This window comes from Acinetobacter sp. ANC 4169, from assembly GCF_002135355.1.
Classification (GTDB): Bacteria; Pseudomonadota; Gammaproteobacteria; order Pseudomonadales; family Moraxellaceae; genus Acinetobacter.
The window spans coordinates 1-20,333 of the sequence record NZ_NEGE01000005.1; the positions used below are offsets into that span (position 1 = coordinate 1).

General features: G+C 42.2%; 15 protein-coding genes, 5 tRNA genes and 1 pseudogene. 11 read left to right on the forward strand and 10 right to left on the reverse strand.

Going from position 1 to position 20,333, the window contains the following annotated elements:
• From B9T26_RS04960 to lldP, 8 genes are all read right to left on the reverse strand, one after another.
• The coding region (locus B9T26_RS04960; protein WP_086198657.1) for a transposase at positions 1–152 on the reverse strand (152 nt) is incomplete at its 3' end.
• Between the two features lie 22 nt (positions 153–174).
• The gene (locus B9T26_RS04965) at positions 175–417 is read right to left on the reverse strand and encodes a hypothetical protein (protein WP_086198658.1); all 243 of its coding nucleotides are present in this window, start codon (positions 415–417) and stop codon (positions 175–177) included.
• Positions 418–1,088: 671 nt separating this feature from the next.
• Positions 1,089–1,178, reverse strand: a tRNA-Ser gene (locus B9T26_RS04970).
• A gap of 97 nt (positions 1,179–1,275) precedes the next feature.
• Positions 1,276–3,309 carry an NADPH-dependent 2,4-dienoyl-CoA reductase gene (locus B9T26_RS04975; protein WP_086198659.1) on the reverse strand — a complete coding sequence of 678 codons (2,034 nt, stop codon included), beginning with the start codon at positions 3,307–3,309 and terminating at the stop codon, positions 1,276–1,278.
• 212 nt (positions 3,310–3,521) lie between these two features.
• A complete protein-coding gene (gene dld, locus B9T26_RS04980) occupies positions 3,522–5,219 on the reverse strand; it encodes a D-lactate dehydrogenase (RefSeq protein ID WP_086198660.1) in 1,698 nt (565 codons plus the stop codon).
• Positions 5,220–5,663: 444 nt separating this feature from the next.
• On the reverse strand, positions 5,664–6,818 hold the full coding sequence (lldD, locus tag B9T26_RS04985) for an FMN-dependent L-lactate dehydrogenase LldD (protein ID WP_086198661.1): 1,155 nt from the start codon (positions 6,816–6,818) through the stop codon (positions 5,664–5,666).
• 2 nt (positions 6,819–6,820) lie between these two features.
• Positions 6,821–7,564: a transcriptional regulator LldR gene (gene lldR / locus B9T26_RS04990; RefSeq protein WP_078189144.1), complete on the reverse strand. Its 744-nt coding sequence runs from the start codon at positions 7,562–7,564 to the stop codon at positions 6,821–6,823.
• A 32-nt stretch (positions 7,565–7,596) separates the two neighbouring features.
• On the reverse strand, positions 7,597–9,264 hold the full coding sequence (gene lldP / locus B9T26_RS04995) for an L-lactate permease (protein WP_171262937.1): 1,668 nt from the start codon (positions 9,262–9,264) through the stop codon (positions 7,597–7,599).
• Between the two features lie 618 nt (positions 9,265–9,882).
• On the opposite strand from lldP, the gene argG reads away from it, so the two are divergent.
• Positions 9,883–11,226 (forward strand): argininosuccinate synthase, encoded by a 1,344-nt coding sequence (argG, locus tag B9T26_RS05000; RefSeq protein WP_086198663.1) that lies wholly within the window; start codon positions 9,883–9,885, stop codon positions 11,224–11,226.
• 74 nt (positions 11,227–11,300) lie between these two features.
• On the opposite strand, the gene B9T26_RS05005 is transcribed toward argG, so the two are convergent.
• Positions 11,301–12,578: a GGDEF domain-containing protein gene (locus B9T26_RS05005; protein WP_086198664.1), complete on the reverse strand. Its 1,278-nt coding sequence runs from the start codon at positions 12,576–12,578 to the stop codon at positions 11,301–11,303.
• Positions 12,579–12,729: 151 nt separating this feature from the next.
• On the opposite strand from B9T26_RS05005, the gene pyrC reads away from it, so the two are divergent.
• The 10 genes and pseudogenes from pyrC (at position 12,730) to B9T26_RS15980 (ending at position 19,025) form a co-directional block, all read left to right on the forward strand.
• Positions 12,730–13,764: a dihydroorotase gene (gene pyrC, locus B9T26_RS05010; protein ID WP_086198788.1), complete on the forward strand. Its 1,035-nt coding sequence runs from the start codon at positions 12,730–12,732 to the stop codon at positions 13,762–13,764.
• Positions 13,749–14,408 carry a ribonuclease T gene (rnt, locus tag B9T26_RS05015; RefSeq protein WP_086175264.1) on the forward strand — a complete coding sequence of 220 codons (660 nt, stop codon included), beginning with the start codon at positions 13,749–13,751 and terminating at the stop codon, positions 14,406–14,408. Before pyrC ends, rnt begins: the two co-directional genes overlap by 16 nt.
• Positions 14,409–14,428: 20 nt before the next feature.
• Positions 14,429–14,504, forward strand: a tRNA-Glu gene (locus B9T26_RS05020).
• 226 nt (positions 14,505–14,730) lie between these two features.
• Entirely contained in the window at positions 14,731–14,889 is a 159-nt protein-coding gene (locus B9T26_RS15640) for a hypothetical protein (protein WP_171262938.1), read from the forward strand.
• A gap of 121 nt (positions 14,890–15,010) precedes the next feature.
• Positions 15,011–16,444, forward strand: coding sequence for an amino acid permease (locus tag B9T26_RS05025; RefSeq protein WP_086198789.1), 1,434 nt, complete (start codon positions 15,011–15,013; stop codon positions 16,442–16,444).
• 158 nt (positions 16,445–16,602) lie between these two features.
• Positions 16,603–16,678 (forward strand) — tRNA-Glu (locus B9T26_RS05030).
• 319 nt (positions 16,679–16,997) lie between these two features.
• Positions 16,998–17,891: a hypothetical protein gene (locus tag B9T26_RS05035; RefSeq protein ID WP_086198665.1), complete on the forward strand. Its 894-nt coding sequence runs from the start codon at positions 16,998–17,000 to the stop codon at positions 17,889–17,891.
• Positions 17,892–18,018: 127 nt separating this feature from the next.
• A tRNA-Glu gene (locus B9T26_RS05040) sits at positions 18,019–18,094 on the forward strand.
• Between the two features lie 10 nt (positions 18,095–18,104).
• Positions 18,105–18,180 (forward strand) — tRNA-Glu (locus tag B9T26_RS05045).
• 132 nt (positions 18,181–18,312) lie between these two features.
• Positions 18,313–19,025 (forward strand): annotated as a pseudogene (locus B9T26_RS15980) (glutathione S-transferase family protein).
• Between the two features lie 2 nt (positions 19,026–19,027).
• Here B9T26_RS15980 and B9T26_RS05055 read toward each other — a convergent pair.
• A complete protein-coding gene (locus tag B9T26_RS05055; protein WP_086198666.1) occupies positions 19,028–20,272 on the reverse strand; it encodes an NADH:flavin oxidoreductase/NADH oxidase family protein in 1,245 nt (414 codons plus the stop codon).
• Positions 20,273–20,333 lie beyond the last annotated feature (61 nt).

A 20,333-nucleotide genomic window follows, 5' to 3' on the forward strand; every position in this document is an offset into this window, starting at 1 on the left:
GAACCTGTTGGGTTAGCTTCACGAATCCATTTATCTAATGTGGAATAACCCACACCTAATTTCTGGGCGATTGCAGCTACAGACTCGTGTGAGTTTGAAAGTGCATAATCAATTGCTTGCTGTTTAAATTCTGGACTAAAGCGTTTAGCCATTTTTACATCTCCAAAGTTAACGTTACGTTATCTTTAGAGGGACTACATGTCCATTATTTTGGCTAGGATCATATTGACATTTATCTTTATCGTAATCCCATGCCCCTCCAAAATCTGCACAACTATCTTTCTTTGCAGCATTATCAAAGAAAGTATCGGCAATAAAGACGGCTATCCAGATTAAGGCTATAAATGAAACCAAAATAACCACTAACCATTTCAGCACTTTTAAAAGCTTAATAAATATATACTTAAGGGTTGCCATTTTTTAAGTACCTCTTATTTATTCCAGGCACAATATACGGGCTATACAAAGAATAACAAGCATTTCCAACTCTACCTCCCTCTCTATCTGTAAGATTGGCATCCTTATCAGCCTTTGTGTCTTGCCATTTATAATTAAAAGTTTCTCTATAGAGCTTTGGAGTTTTGATTCCATTTATCAGGTTGTACCATATCTGTGACAATGATGGATTAACCTACAGTTGCTTATTAAAAATAGGTCTGAATTTATTTTTAAATTTTAAATAAAATGTTATTGCACTCTATGTTCGATTCAGTTTTTCTGTTTCAAACAAAAAGAATAAGCTGAATATAGAATTATCCTGTTTTTAGCATTTTTAGTTGCGTCACACTTAAAACAAATTCAGATTAACTCGACATACCCGTAACTACAACAGCGCATGCTTCAGTCGCAATGCTGAACCTGTCTACTGCACCATTGTATTTTTATGCGCAACCTTAAGTCGATTCAAGTCGTTTAGCAACCGGACAGCAGTTGACCATTCCAGTTTATAGCCCTGTGGCAAATTATCCTTATTAATTTATCTTTTGATATCAAATCCCGGCTTCGGCTGGGATTTTTTATTGAGAATTGGTTGAACAAAAATAGTTGGCAATAAAAAACCCCAACCTTTCGGTTGGGGTTTTTGAATTTGGCGGAAGCGGTGAGATTCGAACTCACGGAGGACTCGCACCCTCGTCGGTTTTCAAGACCGGTGCATTAAACCGCTCTGCCACGCTTCCATGTGCGCCATAATACGGATGTTTTTAAAAGCTGACAAGTAAAAATTACAACTAAACTATTCAAATGAATATTGTTTCACCAAATCAACTTAAAAAATTATAATTTGGCTGCTAATTCAGCACCCTCGCGGATTGCACGCTTGGCATCAAGCTCTGCTGCCAGTTTGGCACCACCAATAATATGATAATTCGCCAAGGTATGTTCAGCGTCATTCGGCATAATATCCGTCACTGACTCTTGTCCTGCACACACCACCACGGTATCGACCCGTAACAGTTGGTCATAACCATTGGTTGCTATCCATAAGCCTTCATTGCTAATAGACTTATATTGCACGCCACGTAACATCTTCACTGCGTGTTTCTTCAATTGGGCACGATGCACCCAACCTGTGGTTTTGCCTAACCCAACCCCCAGCGGTGTGGTTTTACGTTGCAGTAAATAAATCTCACGGACAGGATGCGCGACTTCAGCAGCCTGCATGCCGCCTTCAGAAATATAATTTGGATTTGGGTCAATGCCCCACTCCCGCTGCCAGTCCGCCAATGGTTGCGGCTGTGGCTGATGTTCAGGTTTTAATAAAAATTCCGACACATCAAAACCAATACCACCCGCACCAATCACCGCAACACGATCCCCCACTGGAGCACCGCGAAGTACTTCTGCATAAGACAATACTTGCGGTGCATCACTGCCTTCAATTTTCAATGCACGAGGGATTACTCCCGTTGCCACCACAACTTCATCAAAACCTTCACGTTCCAGTTGTTCACGGTTTACTCTGGTATTTAACCGAAGCTCTACCCCAGTTTTTTCAATTTGAACTTTAAAATAACGGATGGTTTCGTGGAATTCTTCTTTGCCCGGAACCACTTTGGCCAGGTTAAATTGTCCGCCCACTTCTTTAGAAGCTTCAAATAAAGTGACTTTATGACCGCGACTTGCAGCAACGGTTGCAGCTGACATGCCTGCTACACCACCACCCACAACGGCAATCCTTTTCGGGCTTTGGGTTTTTAAATAGACCAGTTCTGTTTCATAGGCAGCACGTGGATTGACCAAACAGGTTGCCCGCTTATTTTTAAAGGTGTGATCCAAGCAAGCCTGGTTACAGGCAATACAGGTATTAATTTCATCAACACGATTGGTTGCAGTCTTGCTAACCCAGAATGCATCTGCCAGCAATGGTCGCGCCATTTGCACCATATCGGCTTTTCCAGCAGCCAAAATAGCTTCAGCCGTTTCAGGCATGTTAATACGGTTGGACGCAATCACAGGAATTGCGACATGCTTTTTCACCTCAGCCGTGTAATCGGCAAATGCTGCACGCGGTACCGAAGTAACAATGGTCGGAATACGGGCTTCATGCCAGCCAATCCCGGTATTCAGCAAGGTTACGCCTGCTTGTTCCAGCGCTTGGGCCACCGTAATCACTTCCTGCATGGTATTGCCATCATGCACCAAATCTAGTAGCGACAAACGGAAACAGATTATGAAATTTTCGCCAATTTTTTCCCGAATGGCTTTGACAATCTCTACCGCAAAACGCATGCGGTTTTGAATATCTCCACCCCAACGGTCATCTCGCATATTGACATGACGGCTTAAAAACTGATTCAGCAAATAGCCTTCAGAACCCATGATTTCCACACCATCATAGCCGGCTTTTTTGGCAATGCTGGCCGTATGCGCATAATCATTGATGGTCTCTAAAATCTGTTTTTCACTCATCTGACGCGGTTTAAACGGTGAAATTGGTGACTTGATTGGGCTGGCAGAAACCACAAAAGGCTGATAACCATAACGCCCCGAATGCAAAATTTGCATTAAAATTTTTGCACCATGCTTATGTACAGCATGCGTGACCAAGCGATGCGGTGCGACATCGGCCAAATTACTCATGGTGCCACCCGCAGGAAGCAGCCAACCTTGACGGTTAGGTGAAATCCCTCCGGTAATAATCAGGCCCACGCCACCTTTTGCCCGTTCACCAAAATATGCAGCCAATTTAGGATAATTATAAAAACGGTCTTCCAGACCTGTATGCATGGAACCCATCACGACACGGTTTTTAATGGTCGTAAAGCCCAAATGTAGCGGTTTTAAAATATTTGCATAGCTAGTTGTCATAATGGATCCTTAATATATTGGCTCTGCAACTTGTTGCATATTACTTTACCTATTTTTATCATTTTGTTTATGACTTGTTTTAAACATTGTCTGACGAATTAGTCAATTTTTCATAAAAAAGTGCAGCGATTAGACTGCACCATAGATAGAACCCGTGATGATTTTTTTATTTAACTCATTTTTTTTAGTTCTGTTTTTTTAGTTCTGATTTTTTAATTCCAGTGTTTTAATTTTGAAGTATGGCCAATTCCCACATTAAAGCTATTGGTCGGATCCAGCTTTTGATAATGATTTTTCAGCGCAGGCTTGGCCACATATAAATGCCCGACATTATGTTCTGCGGGATATTCGGCTCCACGTGCATCCAGTAAATGCCACATTTGATGTTCTATTGCCAGAGGATCAACGCCTTTTTTCACAATATAGTCCTGATGGAACACATGACATAAAAAATGACCGTAATACAGTTTATGAATAATCAAGTCATCCATTTCCTCAGGCAAAGTTTCGACCCATTCACGGTCATTACGGCGTAAGGCAATATCCAGCGCCACAATATCTTCCACTTCTGAACGATGAGTATCACGATAGCGGATGGCCGCACCAGCTACGGCAAAACGGTGTAAAAAGGCTTTACGTCCTTCTTCCTCGCTACACAGGAAATAATTTCCAGTGAGGTTGGCGGAAAAATATTGCTGTAAAAATTGCTGAACCTGTTCTACATCCTGATTCTCGATACGCAGCACCAGATGATGCTCATACAAATCACGAAACTCATTCATGCGTTTCGGTAAATGTGACGGTAAAAATTTACTCACCAATTGCAAGATTTTATCTGAAAGACCTTTCATGCCAAATTTTTCTAAATAACCATCAACCTTATCTTTCATGGCAAAAGCAGTCGGCACTTTAGCAGTCCCGAACTTTTCAATAAACATGAAGGTATCTTTGCCATATTCCGCGCCAATATCGTAAGCCACCCGGTGAATATATTCGCCCGCAATCGGTAAACGTGGCAAATCGGTGAGTAGAAAACGACGGATTGCGGTTAAATCTTCCTGAGTGTTGGTGCCGACATAAAAAACCTGACTGGGGATTTTTTCAAAGGTATCCAAACGTACCGCAAACACACAGACTTTTCCTGCCGAACCGGATGCTTCATATAAACGCGATGGATCGGCATTAAATCGTGCCGGAGTATTTTCATCGACCTGCGTCACGTCATGTGCATAACGATGGTCCGAAGCACAGCAATGTTGATCATTTTCAATGTCGGTCAATTGATATTGCTGATTTTCCAGATTAGATAAAATTTCTTCTGGCGTTGAACCGAGCTTGATGCCCAAATGATTGACCAGTTCCAGTTGCCCGGATTCATTTACACGTGCATACAAGGCAAGTTCCGTATAGGCAGGTCCACGTCGAACCAGTGCACCACCCGAGTTATTGCAGACTCCACCCAAGACCGATGCACCAATACAGGAAGAACCGATCACGGAATGCGGCTCACGATTAAATGCTGCGAGTTCTTTTTCCAGTCTGTCCAGTGTGGCACCGGGCAAGCAAACCACTTGTTTGGCACTATTGATGACTTGAATACCAGCTAAACGCCGAGTATTGATCAGAATCACAGGACGGTCATAATCATCGCCAAAAGGGGTTGAACCACCGGTGAGTCCAGTATTGGCTGCCTGCATAATCACGATACAGTCTGCATCCACCGCAGCCTGCAAGACTTGCCACTGCTCCAGCAATGAACCCGGCACAACCACAGCCAAGACTTGGCCAGAACCGTAACGGCGACCTTGACGATATAATCGTGTGTCATTGTCATCTGTTAATACATGTTGCTTGCCAACAATATTGATGAGCTTTTGAATGGTTTGCGGTGCAGCTGATTGCGTAAACATATTTCCAATCCTTTTCTAAAGTCATTTTGAGCTACTCACCGCTCTTTTTAATATGCTTTAAAAATATCGTAATAACTAAAACATTTGATACACGAAAACGTCATCCGTTGCTGTTCGAGGCAAACTAAAATATGAGCCTAAATGTTTCTGCGAGAGATTAATTCGTTTTGTTATTTGACGAGTTCAACGGATGACAAATGCCTTTGGTTACTTTGGGCGAAACCAAAGTAACAGCTGAGCTCCAAGTATTTGCTTATTCACGATAAGACTCCGTCTAAAATCGTTTTGCTTGAATTTCTTATGTATATGATTAACAAATACCTAGATAAAAATTAAAAAAGCGAAGCCATTTTTCTGGAATTTATTAATTTATAAATTCTCCCCTAACCCCTCTTTAATAAAGAGGGGGAACTCATTCTTTTCAAAAAGAGTTTACTTAGGTCATCACTCCGCCAATTCTCTATCTAACTTCACCAAACAATCCGAAGTAATATCTGCAATCGTTTTTGCACCGGTGAGCGTCATCGCCACGCGCATTTCTTTGTCAATTAAATCCAGTAGATTCGAAACACCCTCACCACCAGCTGCCCCCAGGGCATACACAAAGGCACGTCCGAGCATACACGTGTCCGCACCTAAGGCCAGCATACGTACCACATCCAGACCATTACGGATACCCGAGTCGGCTAGAATTTTGATGTCGCCTTTGACCGCATCGGCAATCGGTGGAAGCGCACGCGCGGAAGATAAAACCCCATCCAGCTGACGACCACCATGGTTTGACACCACGATGCCATCTGCACCAAAACGCACAGCATCTTTGGCATCTTCAGGGTCAAGTATGCCTTTAATGACCATCGGGCCATCCCAAAATTCACGAATCCACTCAAGGTCTTTCCATGAAATTGATGGGTCAAAGTTATTGCCCAACCAGCCAATATAATCTTCTAGACCTGTCGGCTTACCTAAGTATTTAGAAATATTGCCCAAGTCATGCGGACGGCCCATCATGCCCACATTCCATGCCCAGTGTGGATGGAAACACGACTGTATATAACGGCGCATTGCTGCATTTGGGCCACTCATCCCTGAGTGGGCATCACGGTAACGCGCACCCGGTACCGGCATATCCACCGTAAATACCAAAGTTGAGCAACCTGCCGCTTTAGCACGTTCCAGGGCATTTTTCATAAAGCCACGGTCACGCAGCACATACAGCTGGAACCACATTGGACGCTGAATCGCAGGCGCAACTTCCTCAATTGGACATACTGAAACGGTAGACAGCGTAAATGGAATACCCTTTTTATCTGCGGCAACGGCTGCTTGAACTTCGCCGCGGCGTGCATACATCCCGGTTAAACCGACTGGTGACAGTGCAACAGGCATCGACAAAGTTTCATCAAACAGTTGGGTTTCCAGACTTAACTGTGACATATCGTTTAATACACGCTGACGCAAAGCTATTTGTGATAAATCTTCTACATTACGCTTTAGGGTATATTCGGCATATGCACCACCATCGATATAATGAAATAAAAATGGTGGTAAACGACGTCGTGCCGCTTCACGATAATCATTGGCAGAAGAAATAATCATGCTTATATCCTGTTTAATCGACTGGCACGCTGACGACGAGCTTCTTCTTCATCAATCATGCGTACCTGTTGTACTACAAACTCAATGTGTCCACAGACTGCTTTACGTGCAGCTTCTGGATCACGACGTTCAATTGCATTCATGACTTGAAAGTGCTGATCATGCAATTGATCAAATCGGTGTGCTTCGCTATAAACTTTTCGACGACCTAAAACGACATTAAATTGCAACAGATCAAATAGACCACGCATCATCTGAATCAACACTAAATTATGTGAAGCTTCAGCAATCGCTAAATGAAATTTCGCATCAGCTCGAGCTGCTTCATCATCATTTCCTAAAGCCTGAAAATGATTGATCTGATCATAATAATGTCGGATATGTGCCAAGTCCTCTGCTGTAGCACGTTGTGCTGCATACCATGCAGTACCACCTTCCAAAATAATGCGCGCCTCTTGCACATCAAAACGGTAGGCAGGGTCTTCACTAATCAAACTGCTGATCGGCTGCACAATTTGATAACTCGACCAAGTTGCTGGCAATTGCTTTAAAAAAGTCCCTGCACCCACCTTACTGACTAACACACCCATGCTGGTCAATTGAGAAATCGCTTCGCGTAAAGAGGTGCGTGAGACTCCAAGTTGTTCACACAATTTCCGTTCAGCAGGCAGACGATCTCCAACTTGCATATTGCTTTCTTCAATCAATACACGAAGACTTTGAACAGTTTTATCAGAGACTTTCATCTGCTTTCCTTAACGTTGTTACACAATTCGTGTTATGGAATCATCCAAGGGAACACATAAGCTTGTAGGGTGATTAAAACCCCCATCATGATTGTGAACGTTATACTGTGTTTTACGGTAAAACGGAATAAATCCGACTCTTTACCCACCAAGCCTACTGCTGCACAAGCAATGGCAATCGACTGCGGTGAAATCATTTTCCCTGTTACACCACCACTGGTATTCGCAGCAACCAGTAGCACTTCAGGTACTCCAATTTGCTGTGCGGTTGTCGCCTGCAATGCTGCAAATAAAGCATTGGCTGAGGTATCTGAACCGGTCAGGAATACACCCAACCATCCCAAGAATGGCGAGAAGAACGTAAAGGCTTGGCCTGTATGTGCAAGTGCTAGTGCAAGCGTTGCAGACATGCCTGAATAGTTCGCAATAAAAGCAAAGGCCAATACCATCCCGATCGAATAAATTGGAATCTTTAATTCATTAATGGTTTCACCAAAAGTCACTAGGGCTGCTTTAGGCTTCATTTTCAAGAACATGATGGTGATGATGGCCGCGATCACGATTGCCGTACCCGTTGCCGAAAACCAGTCAAATTTATAGATTGCATCGTAGTCTTTCATTTCAGGAACGACTGGCGGCATCTTTTGCACCAGTTGATGTAAAAATGGCACATGTATCGAAATCACCATGTCATGCAATGCACCATCTTTGGTAAATAAATCCTTAAAAGGTTTAATACTCCAAATGGTGACCATCACGGTTAAGATCGCAAATGGCGACCATGCTTTGGCAATTTGACCCAAGCTATATTTTTGCTGTTTTTGTGCTGCGACGTCTTCGTTCATATTTGCGTCTTGATCTGCAAAACGGAAAATATGTTTAGGCTGCCAGCATTTAAACAAAATTGTTAATGAAATCAAGGATGCAATTGCAGCCGTAATATCGGGTAGTTCTGGACCGACAAAGTTAGAAGTTAAGTATTGTGCGATTGCAAAGCTACCTGCACCGACCACAACCGCAGGCCATGTTTCTTTCACCCCACGCCAGCCATCCATAATGGCCATAATCCAGAACAATACGATTGGCACCATAAATGGTAACTGACGGCCCACCATTTGGCTGATTTCCATGGTATCAACGCCAGATACCTGCCCGGCAACGATAATTGGAATCCCCATCGCACCAAAAGCCACAGGAGCTGTGTTTACAATTAGACAAAGACCTGCTGCATATAAAGGTTTAAAGCCTAAACCAACCAATAGTGCTGCGGTAATCGCTACAGGTGCACCAAAGCCTGCTGCACCTTCAAGGAAAGTACCGAAAGCAAAGCCTACCAAAAGCATCTGCAAACGCTGATCTTCTGTAATAGACAGAATAGACGAGCGAATAATGTCAAACTGTCCTGTTTTCACTGAAATTTTATACAGGAAAACAGCGCCGATGATGATCCACGCAATTGGCCACAAACCGTAGAAAAAACCATAAACCATGGAAGCCAATGCCATCAGCGCAGGCATCTTATAGGCAAATAAAGACACCAAAAGTGCAAGTACAACGGTGATCGTACCTGCAACACTGCCTTTTAAACGAAATACAGCAAGCGCCAAGAAAAAAAAGATAATCGGAATGAGCGCAATTAAACTTGATATCCATATATTTCCCATTGGGTCATATATCTGCTGCCATTGAAGCATTGTCATCTCCTTGAAATGCTTACGAGATTTAATTATTGAGCAAAGTTAGGTTGATAATCCACATATTGGTCATACCAATATAATGTAATTAATTCTCTACCCCAACATTATTGATGAAATACTCAGCGATTTTTATTTATTTCAGGATAAAATTTCAAGCTTTTATTTATTTTGGTCTGACCAATACTTTAAATTTATTCCTGTATTTTCAATTAAAAAGATTATTTTAAAATACATAAACCACTGTTTTAAATTTATTAATTTTATAAAATTTAGATCAGTTTATACTTTAGTCTAATGATGCATTATTCTCTAAACTCATCAACCATATTGTTAGCAGCCAGAAACACAGTTTAATTTTAATATTGGTATGACCATTTTATTTTAAGCATATTATCTCGCCAGAAATAAACTTCGTTATTCACCCAACCTCATTATTCAGGCAACAAAAATGGGGCCAAGTATTCAGCTAGAGATTTCATCTACGAATTTTTTCTAAGACATCACTTGTATATAATGATTTTTTAGAAAAACCGTGCGGAAAAGTGCTACAATCGCGCACATATATGTATTCTTTCAGGCCACCCATTCTCGGTGCCTATATTTATATCGTTAGGATTAACAATGACTGATAATGCAACTATCTTGCAGAATGTCCCAGTTGGCAAAAAAGTTGGTATTGCCTTCTCTGGTGGTCTAGATACTTCAGCTGCGCTTTTGTGGATGAAACAAAAAGGTGCTGAACCTTATGCTTATACAGCAAACTTGGGTCAGCCAGATGAAGACGACTACGATGCGATTCCAAAGAAAGCTGAAAACTACGGTGCAGTAAAAGCCCGCTTGGTTGATTGCCGTTTACAACTTGCATTAGAAGGTATTGCAGCGATTCAATGTGGTGCTTTCCATATCAGCACTGGTGGCGTTCCCTACTTCAACACTACGCCGTTGGGTCGTGCAGTGACAGGTACGATGCTTGTTACCGCAATGAAAGAAGATGACGTAAACATCTGGGGTGACGGTTCAACATATAAAGGTAACGACATTGAACGTTTTTACCGTTATGGTCTTTTAACTAACCCAGCGCTTAAAATCTATAAACCTTGGTTAGACCAAACCTTTATTGATGAGCTTGGCGGTCGTGCGGAAATGTCACAGTTCCTGATCGACAACGGTTTTGACTATAAAATGTCAAAAGAAAAAGCCTATTCAACTGACTCAAACATGTTGGGTGCGACTCACGAAGCAAAAGATCTTGAATACCTGAATGCGGGTATCAAAATCGTTGATCCAATCATGGGCGTTGCGTTCTGGAAAGAAGACGTAAAAATTGAAGCTGAAGAAGTTTCTATTACTTTTGAAGAAGGTTTCCCAGTTGCAATCAACGGTCAACGCATCGAAGATCCAGTTGAATTCATTCTTGAAGCAAACCGTATCGGTGGTCGTCATGGTCTAGGTATGTCGGATCAAATCGAAAACCGTATTATTGAAGCAAAATCTCGCGGTATCTATGAAGCACCGGGGATGGCACTTCTTCACATTGCTTATGAACGCCTTGTAACAGGTATTCACAACGAAGATACCATTGAACAATACCGTATCAACGGTTTACGTTTAGGTCGTTTATTGTACCAAGGTCGTTGGTTCGATTCTCAAGCGCTGATGCTTCGTGAAACTGCTCAACGCTGGGTAGCGAAAGCAATCACAGGAACTGTGACTTTAGAACTTCGTCGTGGTAACGATTACACGATTATGAACACTGAATCTCCTAACCTCACTTATGAAGCTGAGCGTTTAACCATGGAAAAAGGTGATTCAATGTTCTCTCCAATGGATCGTATTGGTCAATTGACTATGCGCAACCTGGATATTACAGATACACGTCAAAAACTTGGTATTTATACAAATTCTGGTTTATTGGCTGTAGGTACAGGTTCTGCAGTGCCTCAATTAAAAGACAAAAATAAATAAGTAAGACAAAAACAAATAAGTTTGTTTAAAGTCAAAAAAACCGCTCGAAAGAGCGGTTTTTTTATATGATCTGTTTATGATTTCATGAAATCACTTGCAGATATATGCGCACCAATAGATTGATAATAAATCTGATTTCGACCAAGTTCTTTGGCACGATATAAAGCCTGATCGGCAATGCTTAATACTTCTTCCTTATTCAAACCAGCTTCGCCACGATACACCGTGATTCCCAAACTGATGGTAATATAGTTCGAGACCAAAGATTCGGCATGGGGAATTTCCAAACGTTCTATGGCCTTAAAGATATTCGATGCAACAGCATAAGCACCATGAGCATCTGTTTCAGGCAGCAATACCACAAACTCCTCCCCGCCATAGCGCGCAACAAAATCCATATGCCGAATGGCATTTTTAATAGACTTGGCGATAGAGGAAATAACATCATCCCCCTTCTGATGCCCATAAAAATCGTTATATTTTTTAAAGTAGTCGATATCTATAAACAGCACGGATAAAGAGCTGTGGTCATGACGGGTTTGTTCATAAAATACTTGCATCATTTCATCAAAAGTACGACGGTTTGAAATTTTAGTCAGGTCATCATGCTGACTTAAATGCAATAATTCAGAATTGTGGATGCGATGCATTTTTTCACTGATTCTGGCACGCATGGAATACAAATAAATCATTCGTTCACGCGCAAAGATCATATGACTAATCACATAACCAAATACACAACTACCAAAAAGAATACGCCCCAGCACCACGGCATCAAAATCAACATGAAGTAGAAAAAAAACAATCACTGTTACTGTTGCCGCTAAAAACCCGGTCATCAGCATCTGGAATGGCTTTACCCCCGTAATAAGGGAACCCATGATGTAAATCATGCACAGGATGGCCATACCTTGTTGTCTTAAGGCGATGGTTTCTACTGTCAAGGTTAACCAGGACATGGAAATCATGGCCCAAAACATCAGTGCCATAGAGGCTGGAGAAAAATAGGGACGCAGTTTAGGGAAATGAGAAAAAGCAAATAAAGCCACTAGGCATAGCGCACCATTGGCCAAACCTAAGCTACAGTTCAGGAAATCATGCTTGAAGTACTGTTTGTCGATCACCCAGTAATCGCTGGGTAAAATAACCAAAATAAAAATAAAATAAGATAAAACACCGCCCCACAAGTATTTTTCTACATGCTTACGGGCACGCTCCAAGTTTTTCGACCAAAATTCCTGTTCCATTTTTTTGGGAAAAACCTGCCCTACACGTTGACTTTGCCGCGTAATCAGTTCTTCTATTTTTTCTTTATCGTACTGTAATTTCGCTAAAATATACTTGGATTCCATTTCCTAGCATTACTTACTTCTTTTAGTTACTAAAAATAACATATATTTCACGTTTGTAATTATCTATAATTAACCATTTGTCTGTAATTCTCGTTACCATTTTCACACTTTATGGATTATCATTTGTTTTATTTCTTCGATTGAAATGGCCTTGAATACTCTTACTCTTCTCCAGCCAGACGATTGGCATGCTCACTTACGTGACGGTTTATCTCTAAAACGTACAGTTCCTGATCTTGCCAAGCAGTTCGCGCGTGCCATCTGCATGCCCAATACTGTCCCTCCCATTAAAACAGTTGAAGAAGCACTGGCTTATCGTGAACGTATTATGGCGCACGTTCCTGAAGGTGTCGCATTCGATCCGCGTATGGTGCTTTACTTTACCGATCAAACCCAGCCGAGCGAAGTAAAAAAAATCAAAGACTCTGAACATGTCAATGCCATCAAGCTGTATCCCGCTGGTGCAACCACCAATTCAGATAATGGCGTAAGCGATATTCGTAAAGTCTATGCCGTGATTGAACAGCTTGAAGAACATCAGGTACCGTTGTTGCTTCATGGTGAAGTCACCCATAACCATGTCGATATTTTTGACCGTGAAAAACGCTTTCTGGATGAAGTCCTTTCACCCCTGCTTAAACAGTTTCCAAAGCTTAAACTGGTACTTGAACATATCACCACCAGTGAAGCTGCACATTTTGTACTTGAACAAGACCGCAATGTAGCTGCTACTATTACCCCTCAGCATTTATTGTTTAACCGTAACGATATGCTGGTGGGTGGTATTAAACCGCATTTTTATTGTTTGCCGATTTTAAAACGTCAAACCCATCAGCAAACTTTACTTGAAGTTGCGACCAGTTCTAATCCTAAGTTTTTCTTGGGAACAGACAGTGCCCCTCATTCAAAAAATGCCAAAGAAAATGCTTGTGGCTGTGCCGGCTGTTATAGCGCACCGACTGCAATTGAACTCTATGCGCAGGCTTTTGATCAGGCAGGCCGACTGGACCGTCTGGAAGGTTTTGCCAGCCACTTCGGTGCTGACTTCTATGGCCTGCCGCGCAATACCAATACCATTACCCTGGTAAAAGAAGAGCAAGTTATTCCGGAAAGTTTAGACTATTTGGATGGTGAACAGATTATCCCACTGTATGCGGGTAAAACCATCCAATGGAGAAAAGTGTGACAGATGAAACCCAACCAGTAATTGGTCAGCGTTTCCGTGGATTTTTACCTGTTGTTGTCGATGTCGAAACAGCAGGTTTTAACTCCCAGACCGATGCCTTACTGGAAATTGCAGCCATCCCGATTATATATAATGAAGAAGGTCAATTTGTACCTGGTGAAGCCCACCATGCACATATTAACCCTTTTGCAGGGGCAAATTTAGACCGTCGTTCCTTAGAGTTTATTGGTATAGATCCTTCAAACCCAATGCGCATTGCAATGGCGGAAGATGAAAAGACGGCACTTAAGCGTATCTTTAAATCTGTGAATGAAGTTCGCCGCCAGCAAAACTGTACCCATGCAGTTTTGGTCGGTCATAATGCGCATTTTGATTTAGGCTTTGTTCAGGCTGCCATTGCACGTACCGGCACTAAAAACCAGAATCCGTTCCACAGTTTTTCTGTGTTCGATACCGTGACTTTAAGTGCCGTGATGTTTGGTCAAACCGTACTGGCAAAATCATGTATTCAGGCTGGAATTGAGTTCGATGGTAAGGAAGCACACTCTGCTTTATACGATACTCAAAAGACTGCTGAACTGTTTTGCTATATTTTGAACAAACTCGCGCCCCATCTACTTGACACTTTGGTGGCGGATCAATAAGATACCGCCATCTTCTAAACGTCCCTATCGTCTAGAGGCCTAGGACATCGCCCTTTCACGGCGGTAACCGGGGTTCGAATCCCCGTAGGGACGCCATCTATTTTCTCTGTCTGTTTTAATTCAATACTTCAATTTCTTTATTCTATTTTCATTCTTTTGATATCAATTGCTGCTTAAGCACAACTATATTTAATTTTTAGCTTTAAAATTTTAGTTTTTGCAGATTGATTGTCTGAGCACTGTACTTAAGGCTTGGTTTATCGCAATTTACATGTGAAGATCAACTGATCAATACTCAAATCATCAGGTAGAAAAAGCCATTATGTTGAAAAAAGTTTTTATTGTTTTCATGATTTTGCTGCCTTCAGCTGTATATTTATATCTCGCCAGCAAAGATGCAGAACAAAGCAAAAATTCTGCCAATACTCCAACCACAACTTCGGCACCACAGCCGCAGAAATATCAGACACCAGACCACTAAAATGTGGTCTTTTTTTTAATCTACAGCTGTAATGAGTCCATTATTATCAGCAAAAAATGATTTATTTGAAAATTCATCGAACAAACACTTAAAATGGTACTTTCAACCTATTATTTATTTTATGCAATCTCCTACCCAACCTTCGCAGCATTCGTCTGCCGAGGAGCGTAAGCCATCGCTCAAAAGAGCCATGTCTACACGTCACCTCATTATGTTGTCACTTGGTGGTGCCATTGGTACAGGTCTGTTCATGGGCTCTGGTGAAGTTATTTCACAAGCTGGGCCTCTTGGTGCAGTACTTGCCTATATCATTGGCGGTTTAATCGCTTATATGGTCATGCTTTGTCTGGGCGAACTGGCGGTGCATTTACCGGTATCCGGTTCTTTTGGGGCGTTTGCCTCGAACTATATTGGTCCCGGTACAGGCTATATGGTGTCCTGGATGTATTGGCTGGGCTGGTCGGCCACCTTAGGTACAGAATTCACCGCAGCCGCCATTTTGATGCAGGAATGGTTCCCGCAAACCTCCATCTGGTTATGGACCCTGATTTTTGCCAGCGGCGTACTCATTTCAAACTTGAGCTCAACCCGTACTTTTGCGGAGTCCGAGTTCTGGCTGTCGATGATTAAAGTCGCGACCGTGCTGGTGTTTATTATTCTCGGTTTCGGCAGTATTTTTGGCTTTATTCCATTCCAGGGTTACGAATCTGCGCCCTTGTTCAGCAACTTGACTGAACACGGCTGGTTACCCAATGGCTTGATTCCGCTTTTCAGCACACTGTTGATTGTTAACTTTGCCTTTAATGGTACTGAGATGATCGGTATTGCTGCCGGTGAAACAGAAAACCCTGAAAAAAATGTCCCTAAAGCAATTCATGCTGCAGTCTGGCGTTTGATGATTTTCTTTGTCGGTACCATCATCGTGATCAGCTCACTGCTTCCTTATACCGACGCAGGTCTCAATGCTGGCGCTCAGGGTGAAGGCTTAAGCAGCAGCCCATTCGTATCAGTATTTAACCTGATGGGCATCCCTTATGCAGTGGATATCATCCGTTTTGTAATTATTACTGCCTTGCTTTCTACCGCAAACTCAGGCTTGTATGCCGCTTCACGCATGATGTGGGCTTTGGCTGCACAAAACCAGTTGCCACGTATCTTTGCCAAAGTGAGTAAATCAGGTGTTCCTGTTATTGCGATCTGGGTCACCATGATTGGCGGTTTGCCAGGATTGTTGTCTGAACAGTTTGGTGCAGATGTTATTTTTAAAAACCTGATGGGAGTTGCGGCATTCACCATGGTGATTGTGTGGATGAGTATCTGCTGGAGTCAGTTTAACTTCCGCCGCCAATGGCTGAAACAGGGCAATAGTGTTGCAGAACTTAAATTCCGTACCCCATGGTTTCCTCTGGTGCCGATTCTTGGTTTTGTGTGCTGTACAGCAACAGGTCTAAGTATGGCCTATGATCCTGAAATGCTGTCAGGTTTTATTGGCTGCTTGCTGTTTATGGCCGCTTGCTATGCCAGTTATTACTGGTTATATCACAATAAAAATTAATGCCTGCTTGTATGATCAATTAAGCGCAGTGTAATCACTGCGCTTTTTTCTTTCAGACTTGTCATTTTTTATGCAATTAATTCAATATCATAAAAATAACCCAATTACAGGTTTGACAGTCCGCTGAAAACTCCATAATATACGCATCACCTCCTAACGACCCTATCGTCTAGAGGCCTAGGACATCGCCCTTTCACGGCGGTAACCGGGGTTCGAATCCCCGTAGGGTCGCCATATATCGTTCCATCCGATTTTCCAAAATTTAATACTGATTATTATTTCATTGCAGATTTTTAGTTTGCATGATAACGACTCGTTTATCCATTTTTCTTCAGCCATACTCTTTTCAATATCCGCTAAAAGTGATTGCACAAGATCAGTCTGTGGCAGTTATTATCTCTTAGATTTCTGACCATCTGATCTTTATGGCCAGCTGCCATCACAGCTATTTTTTTATGATAAGCAAAACTAACACATAAATAGAATAGTCAAATTCCGCTGTTTTTTTTAATCTGAATAAAGATAATGATATCTATAAAAAATCAGACCCTGTATGAAAATCCTTTTTATTCATGGCATGAATCAACAAAATTATGATGAAAAGTCATTAAAACAGTACTGGTTAAATGCATTTCAAACAGGTTTACGCAATTCACAATTGAATATCGATTTTCATTCGCTGGATTTCAACCTGCCTTTTTATGGGGATTTGCTTAGTAAACATCACTTATATAACAGCCTGGACCTAAATACCTTTTTACCCAAATCTATTGCACATTTACATCTTCCCTTTCATTTGGGCCATAACGACACCATGGTGCAGGAACACAAACCCTGCATTCGCTCCTTACCCATCTTTAATCCTGAACATTCTGAATCACTTACCCAGCGACTGAGCATATTTAGCGCGCTCACCAGAGACCATGCCTTTAAAGAACTGGCGCTGTTTCTGAATCACTATCCCAAGCTGCACGAAACATTCATTCATAAATTTTTAATTGAAACTTATTTATATTTATCCAATCCGGACTTCATGCATGAAGTTCACCACAGGATTATGTCTCATCTTCGTCCGGAGATAGATCACATTATTGTGGCGCACTCATTAGGGTCAGTCATTAGCTACAACCTGCTCCATCTATGTATAGGCTTCAAAATCCATCGCTTTATTACCTTAGGTTCACCTCTGGCCTTTAAAGTCATACAGGAAAAACTCAGCTTACCCATTTCCCGCCCCTCACAGCTTCAGGGCGACTGGTTTAATTTTTATTCCCCAGATGATTTTTTGACTGCTTTTCCCTTATCAGAACCACCCTTCAATTTTGATCCCCCCATCATTAATCAGGCCATTACCACCTTCTTTCAAAACCCGCATAGTATTAACGGTTATTTGCAACATCCTGCCGTGATCAAAAGCATCATTGAAGGTTTAATGCCTGAAAAATAGTGCATTTCAGAGTACTTTTCACCTATTTGTTTTATTTTTATTCAGTTGAATGGGTTTTTAAAAATTATCCCGGAAAAAGGTTTGACAGGGTCTGCTATCCACCCTATTATACGCCCACCTCTGAAACGTCCCTATCGTCTAGAGGCCTAGGACATCGCCCTTTCACGGCGGTAACCGGGGTTCGAATCCCCGTAGGGACGCCAATACTTAGATGACCCTATCGTCTAGAGGCCTAGGACATCGCCCTTTCACGGCGGTAACCGGGGTTCGAATCCCCGTAGGGTCGCCATATTCGAGATTGCAAAGTCTCAGCAAAAAGCCTGATCATCATGAATCAGGCTTTTTTGTTTTTAGATATCTTAGATTTAAAACTACTTTCTGCTTTATACTTTCAAAACAGTAAAATAATAAACCGATCCTTATGCATATTCGTCTGTTCCACAAAACCAATTCACGTTCGCAACGCATCCTCTGGTTACTGGAAGAGTTAAATCTCGATTATGAGTTAATCCATTGTGATGGCTTCATCCCGACTCAAGCTGTCGAGAAATTAGCCAATCAGGATTCATCACTCAAATTTCCGACGCTACACCTTGTTGATGATCATTCCACAGAAGTCATTAGCCTGACTGAAACGGCTGCGATTGCCGATTACCTGAGCCATCAGTTCAATGATTTAGGCATAGCTCAGCTCTCCCCATCCGAGGTTCTTGAATATTATTTCTGGAAAAATTTTGCTGAAGCGACGTTTATGCCTGAGCAAGAACAAAGCACTGCTTTGTTCGTAGCGCAAGGTACGGCTTAGAAAAAAACGTCAACAGCTTCTATAGTAAGTTTCCCAAATTTGGCTTTGACCGTGGTTATTTGAATCATGCGCTGAATCAGCATTTATACAGGATAGATACTCATCTTAAAAATCATGATTATGTAGCAGGTGATCACTTCAGCATTGCAGACATTTTATTGTGGTTTCCGCTACTGGCCTGCATGCAATCGAATACGAAATTTGCATCGTTCCAGCATATTCAGCGTTATCTGCACCAGATCCAAAGCAGACCTGCCTTTCAACGTGCATTGGAGAAAGGACAATGGTCTGCTGTGCAATTTCAGTCTTATTGGTCTAAAGCATGGTAGCGCTAAGCACTACGACGTGAATTAATCTGGCCTTTAATAATGGCAGTAATGTTATTTTTGGCATATTTCAAGAAAACTTTGAGCGGTGATAGTTTAGGGTTTGGACGCTTGCCTCGTGCAATATCCTTAAACTGCGCGGCATACCAGATAATTTCCATAATTGCCATTTTATCGACCATAGGAATGCCGGTTTTAATTTTATTCACCGCATAACGCACATCCTGACCAGCGATCAGACGATCAGTTAGATCAGTTTCCACCGCCAATGGACGGGCGATCCCAATAAAATCACAAGCACCACTGTCCAGTGCTGCATTCATCCCTTCTACGGTACGGAAGCCACCAGTCACCATTAAATGACATTCCACTTCTTTACGGATGTTCTCGGCAAAATCGAGAAAATAGGCTTCACGGGCAATGGTACTGGCTTTGCGCTTATCTTCTTTCGCGCCCGCCATAGCCGGAGCTTCATACGTTCCGCCAGAAATTTCAATCAAGTCAATTCCCGCTGCATCAATCGCTTTAAAGACCGTAACCACTTCTTCTTCAGTAATGCCGCCACGCTGGAAATCGGCCGAGTTCAGTTTCACTGAAATGATAAATTGATCCGAGGTTGCCGCACGAACCGCTTTGTAAATTTCCAGCAGGAAGCGCATCCGGTTTTCAATCGAACCGCCCCACTGATCCTGACGCTTATTGGTCAAAGGCGATAAAAACTGGCTAATCAGATAACCATGCGCACCATGCAACTGTATGCCTTCAAAACCGGCTTTTTCGCAGATTTGAGCAGAAGTAGCAAAACGCTGAATAATGTCGTGAATCTCATCTTCACGTAATTCACGCGGTGTGCCAAACGTGGTTGCCAGCATCGGAGAGAAAGCTACCGCGGAAGGTGCCACGGTTTCCTTGTTTAGACCTTTAGGACACTGACGGCCTGGATGAGACAATTGAATCAGTTGCATCATGCCATATTTCTTGCCCAATTCGGCCCATTGCTGTAGTTTGGCCAAATCACGTTCTGATTCAACCACCACCACGCCCGGTTCATTCTTGGCACGAAAATCCACCATCACATTTCCGGTAATGGCACAGCCCAAACCACCTTTGGCCCAAGCTTCATACAGATTGAAATGCAACTGGCTTGGCTGACCTGCATCATTTGCCAAAGCCTCACTCATCGCAGCTTTGATAATTCTATTTTTAAAAGTGGTATTTCGAATGGTGGTTGCTTCAGCTAGATGGCTCATATCTCAATCCTGATTTATTTGTATTTATTTAGCTTTAATACCCTAAACGTATTCTGCAATC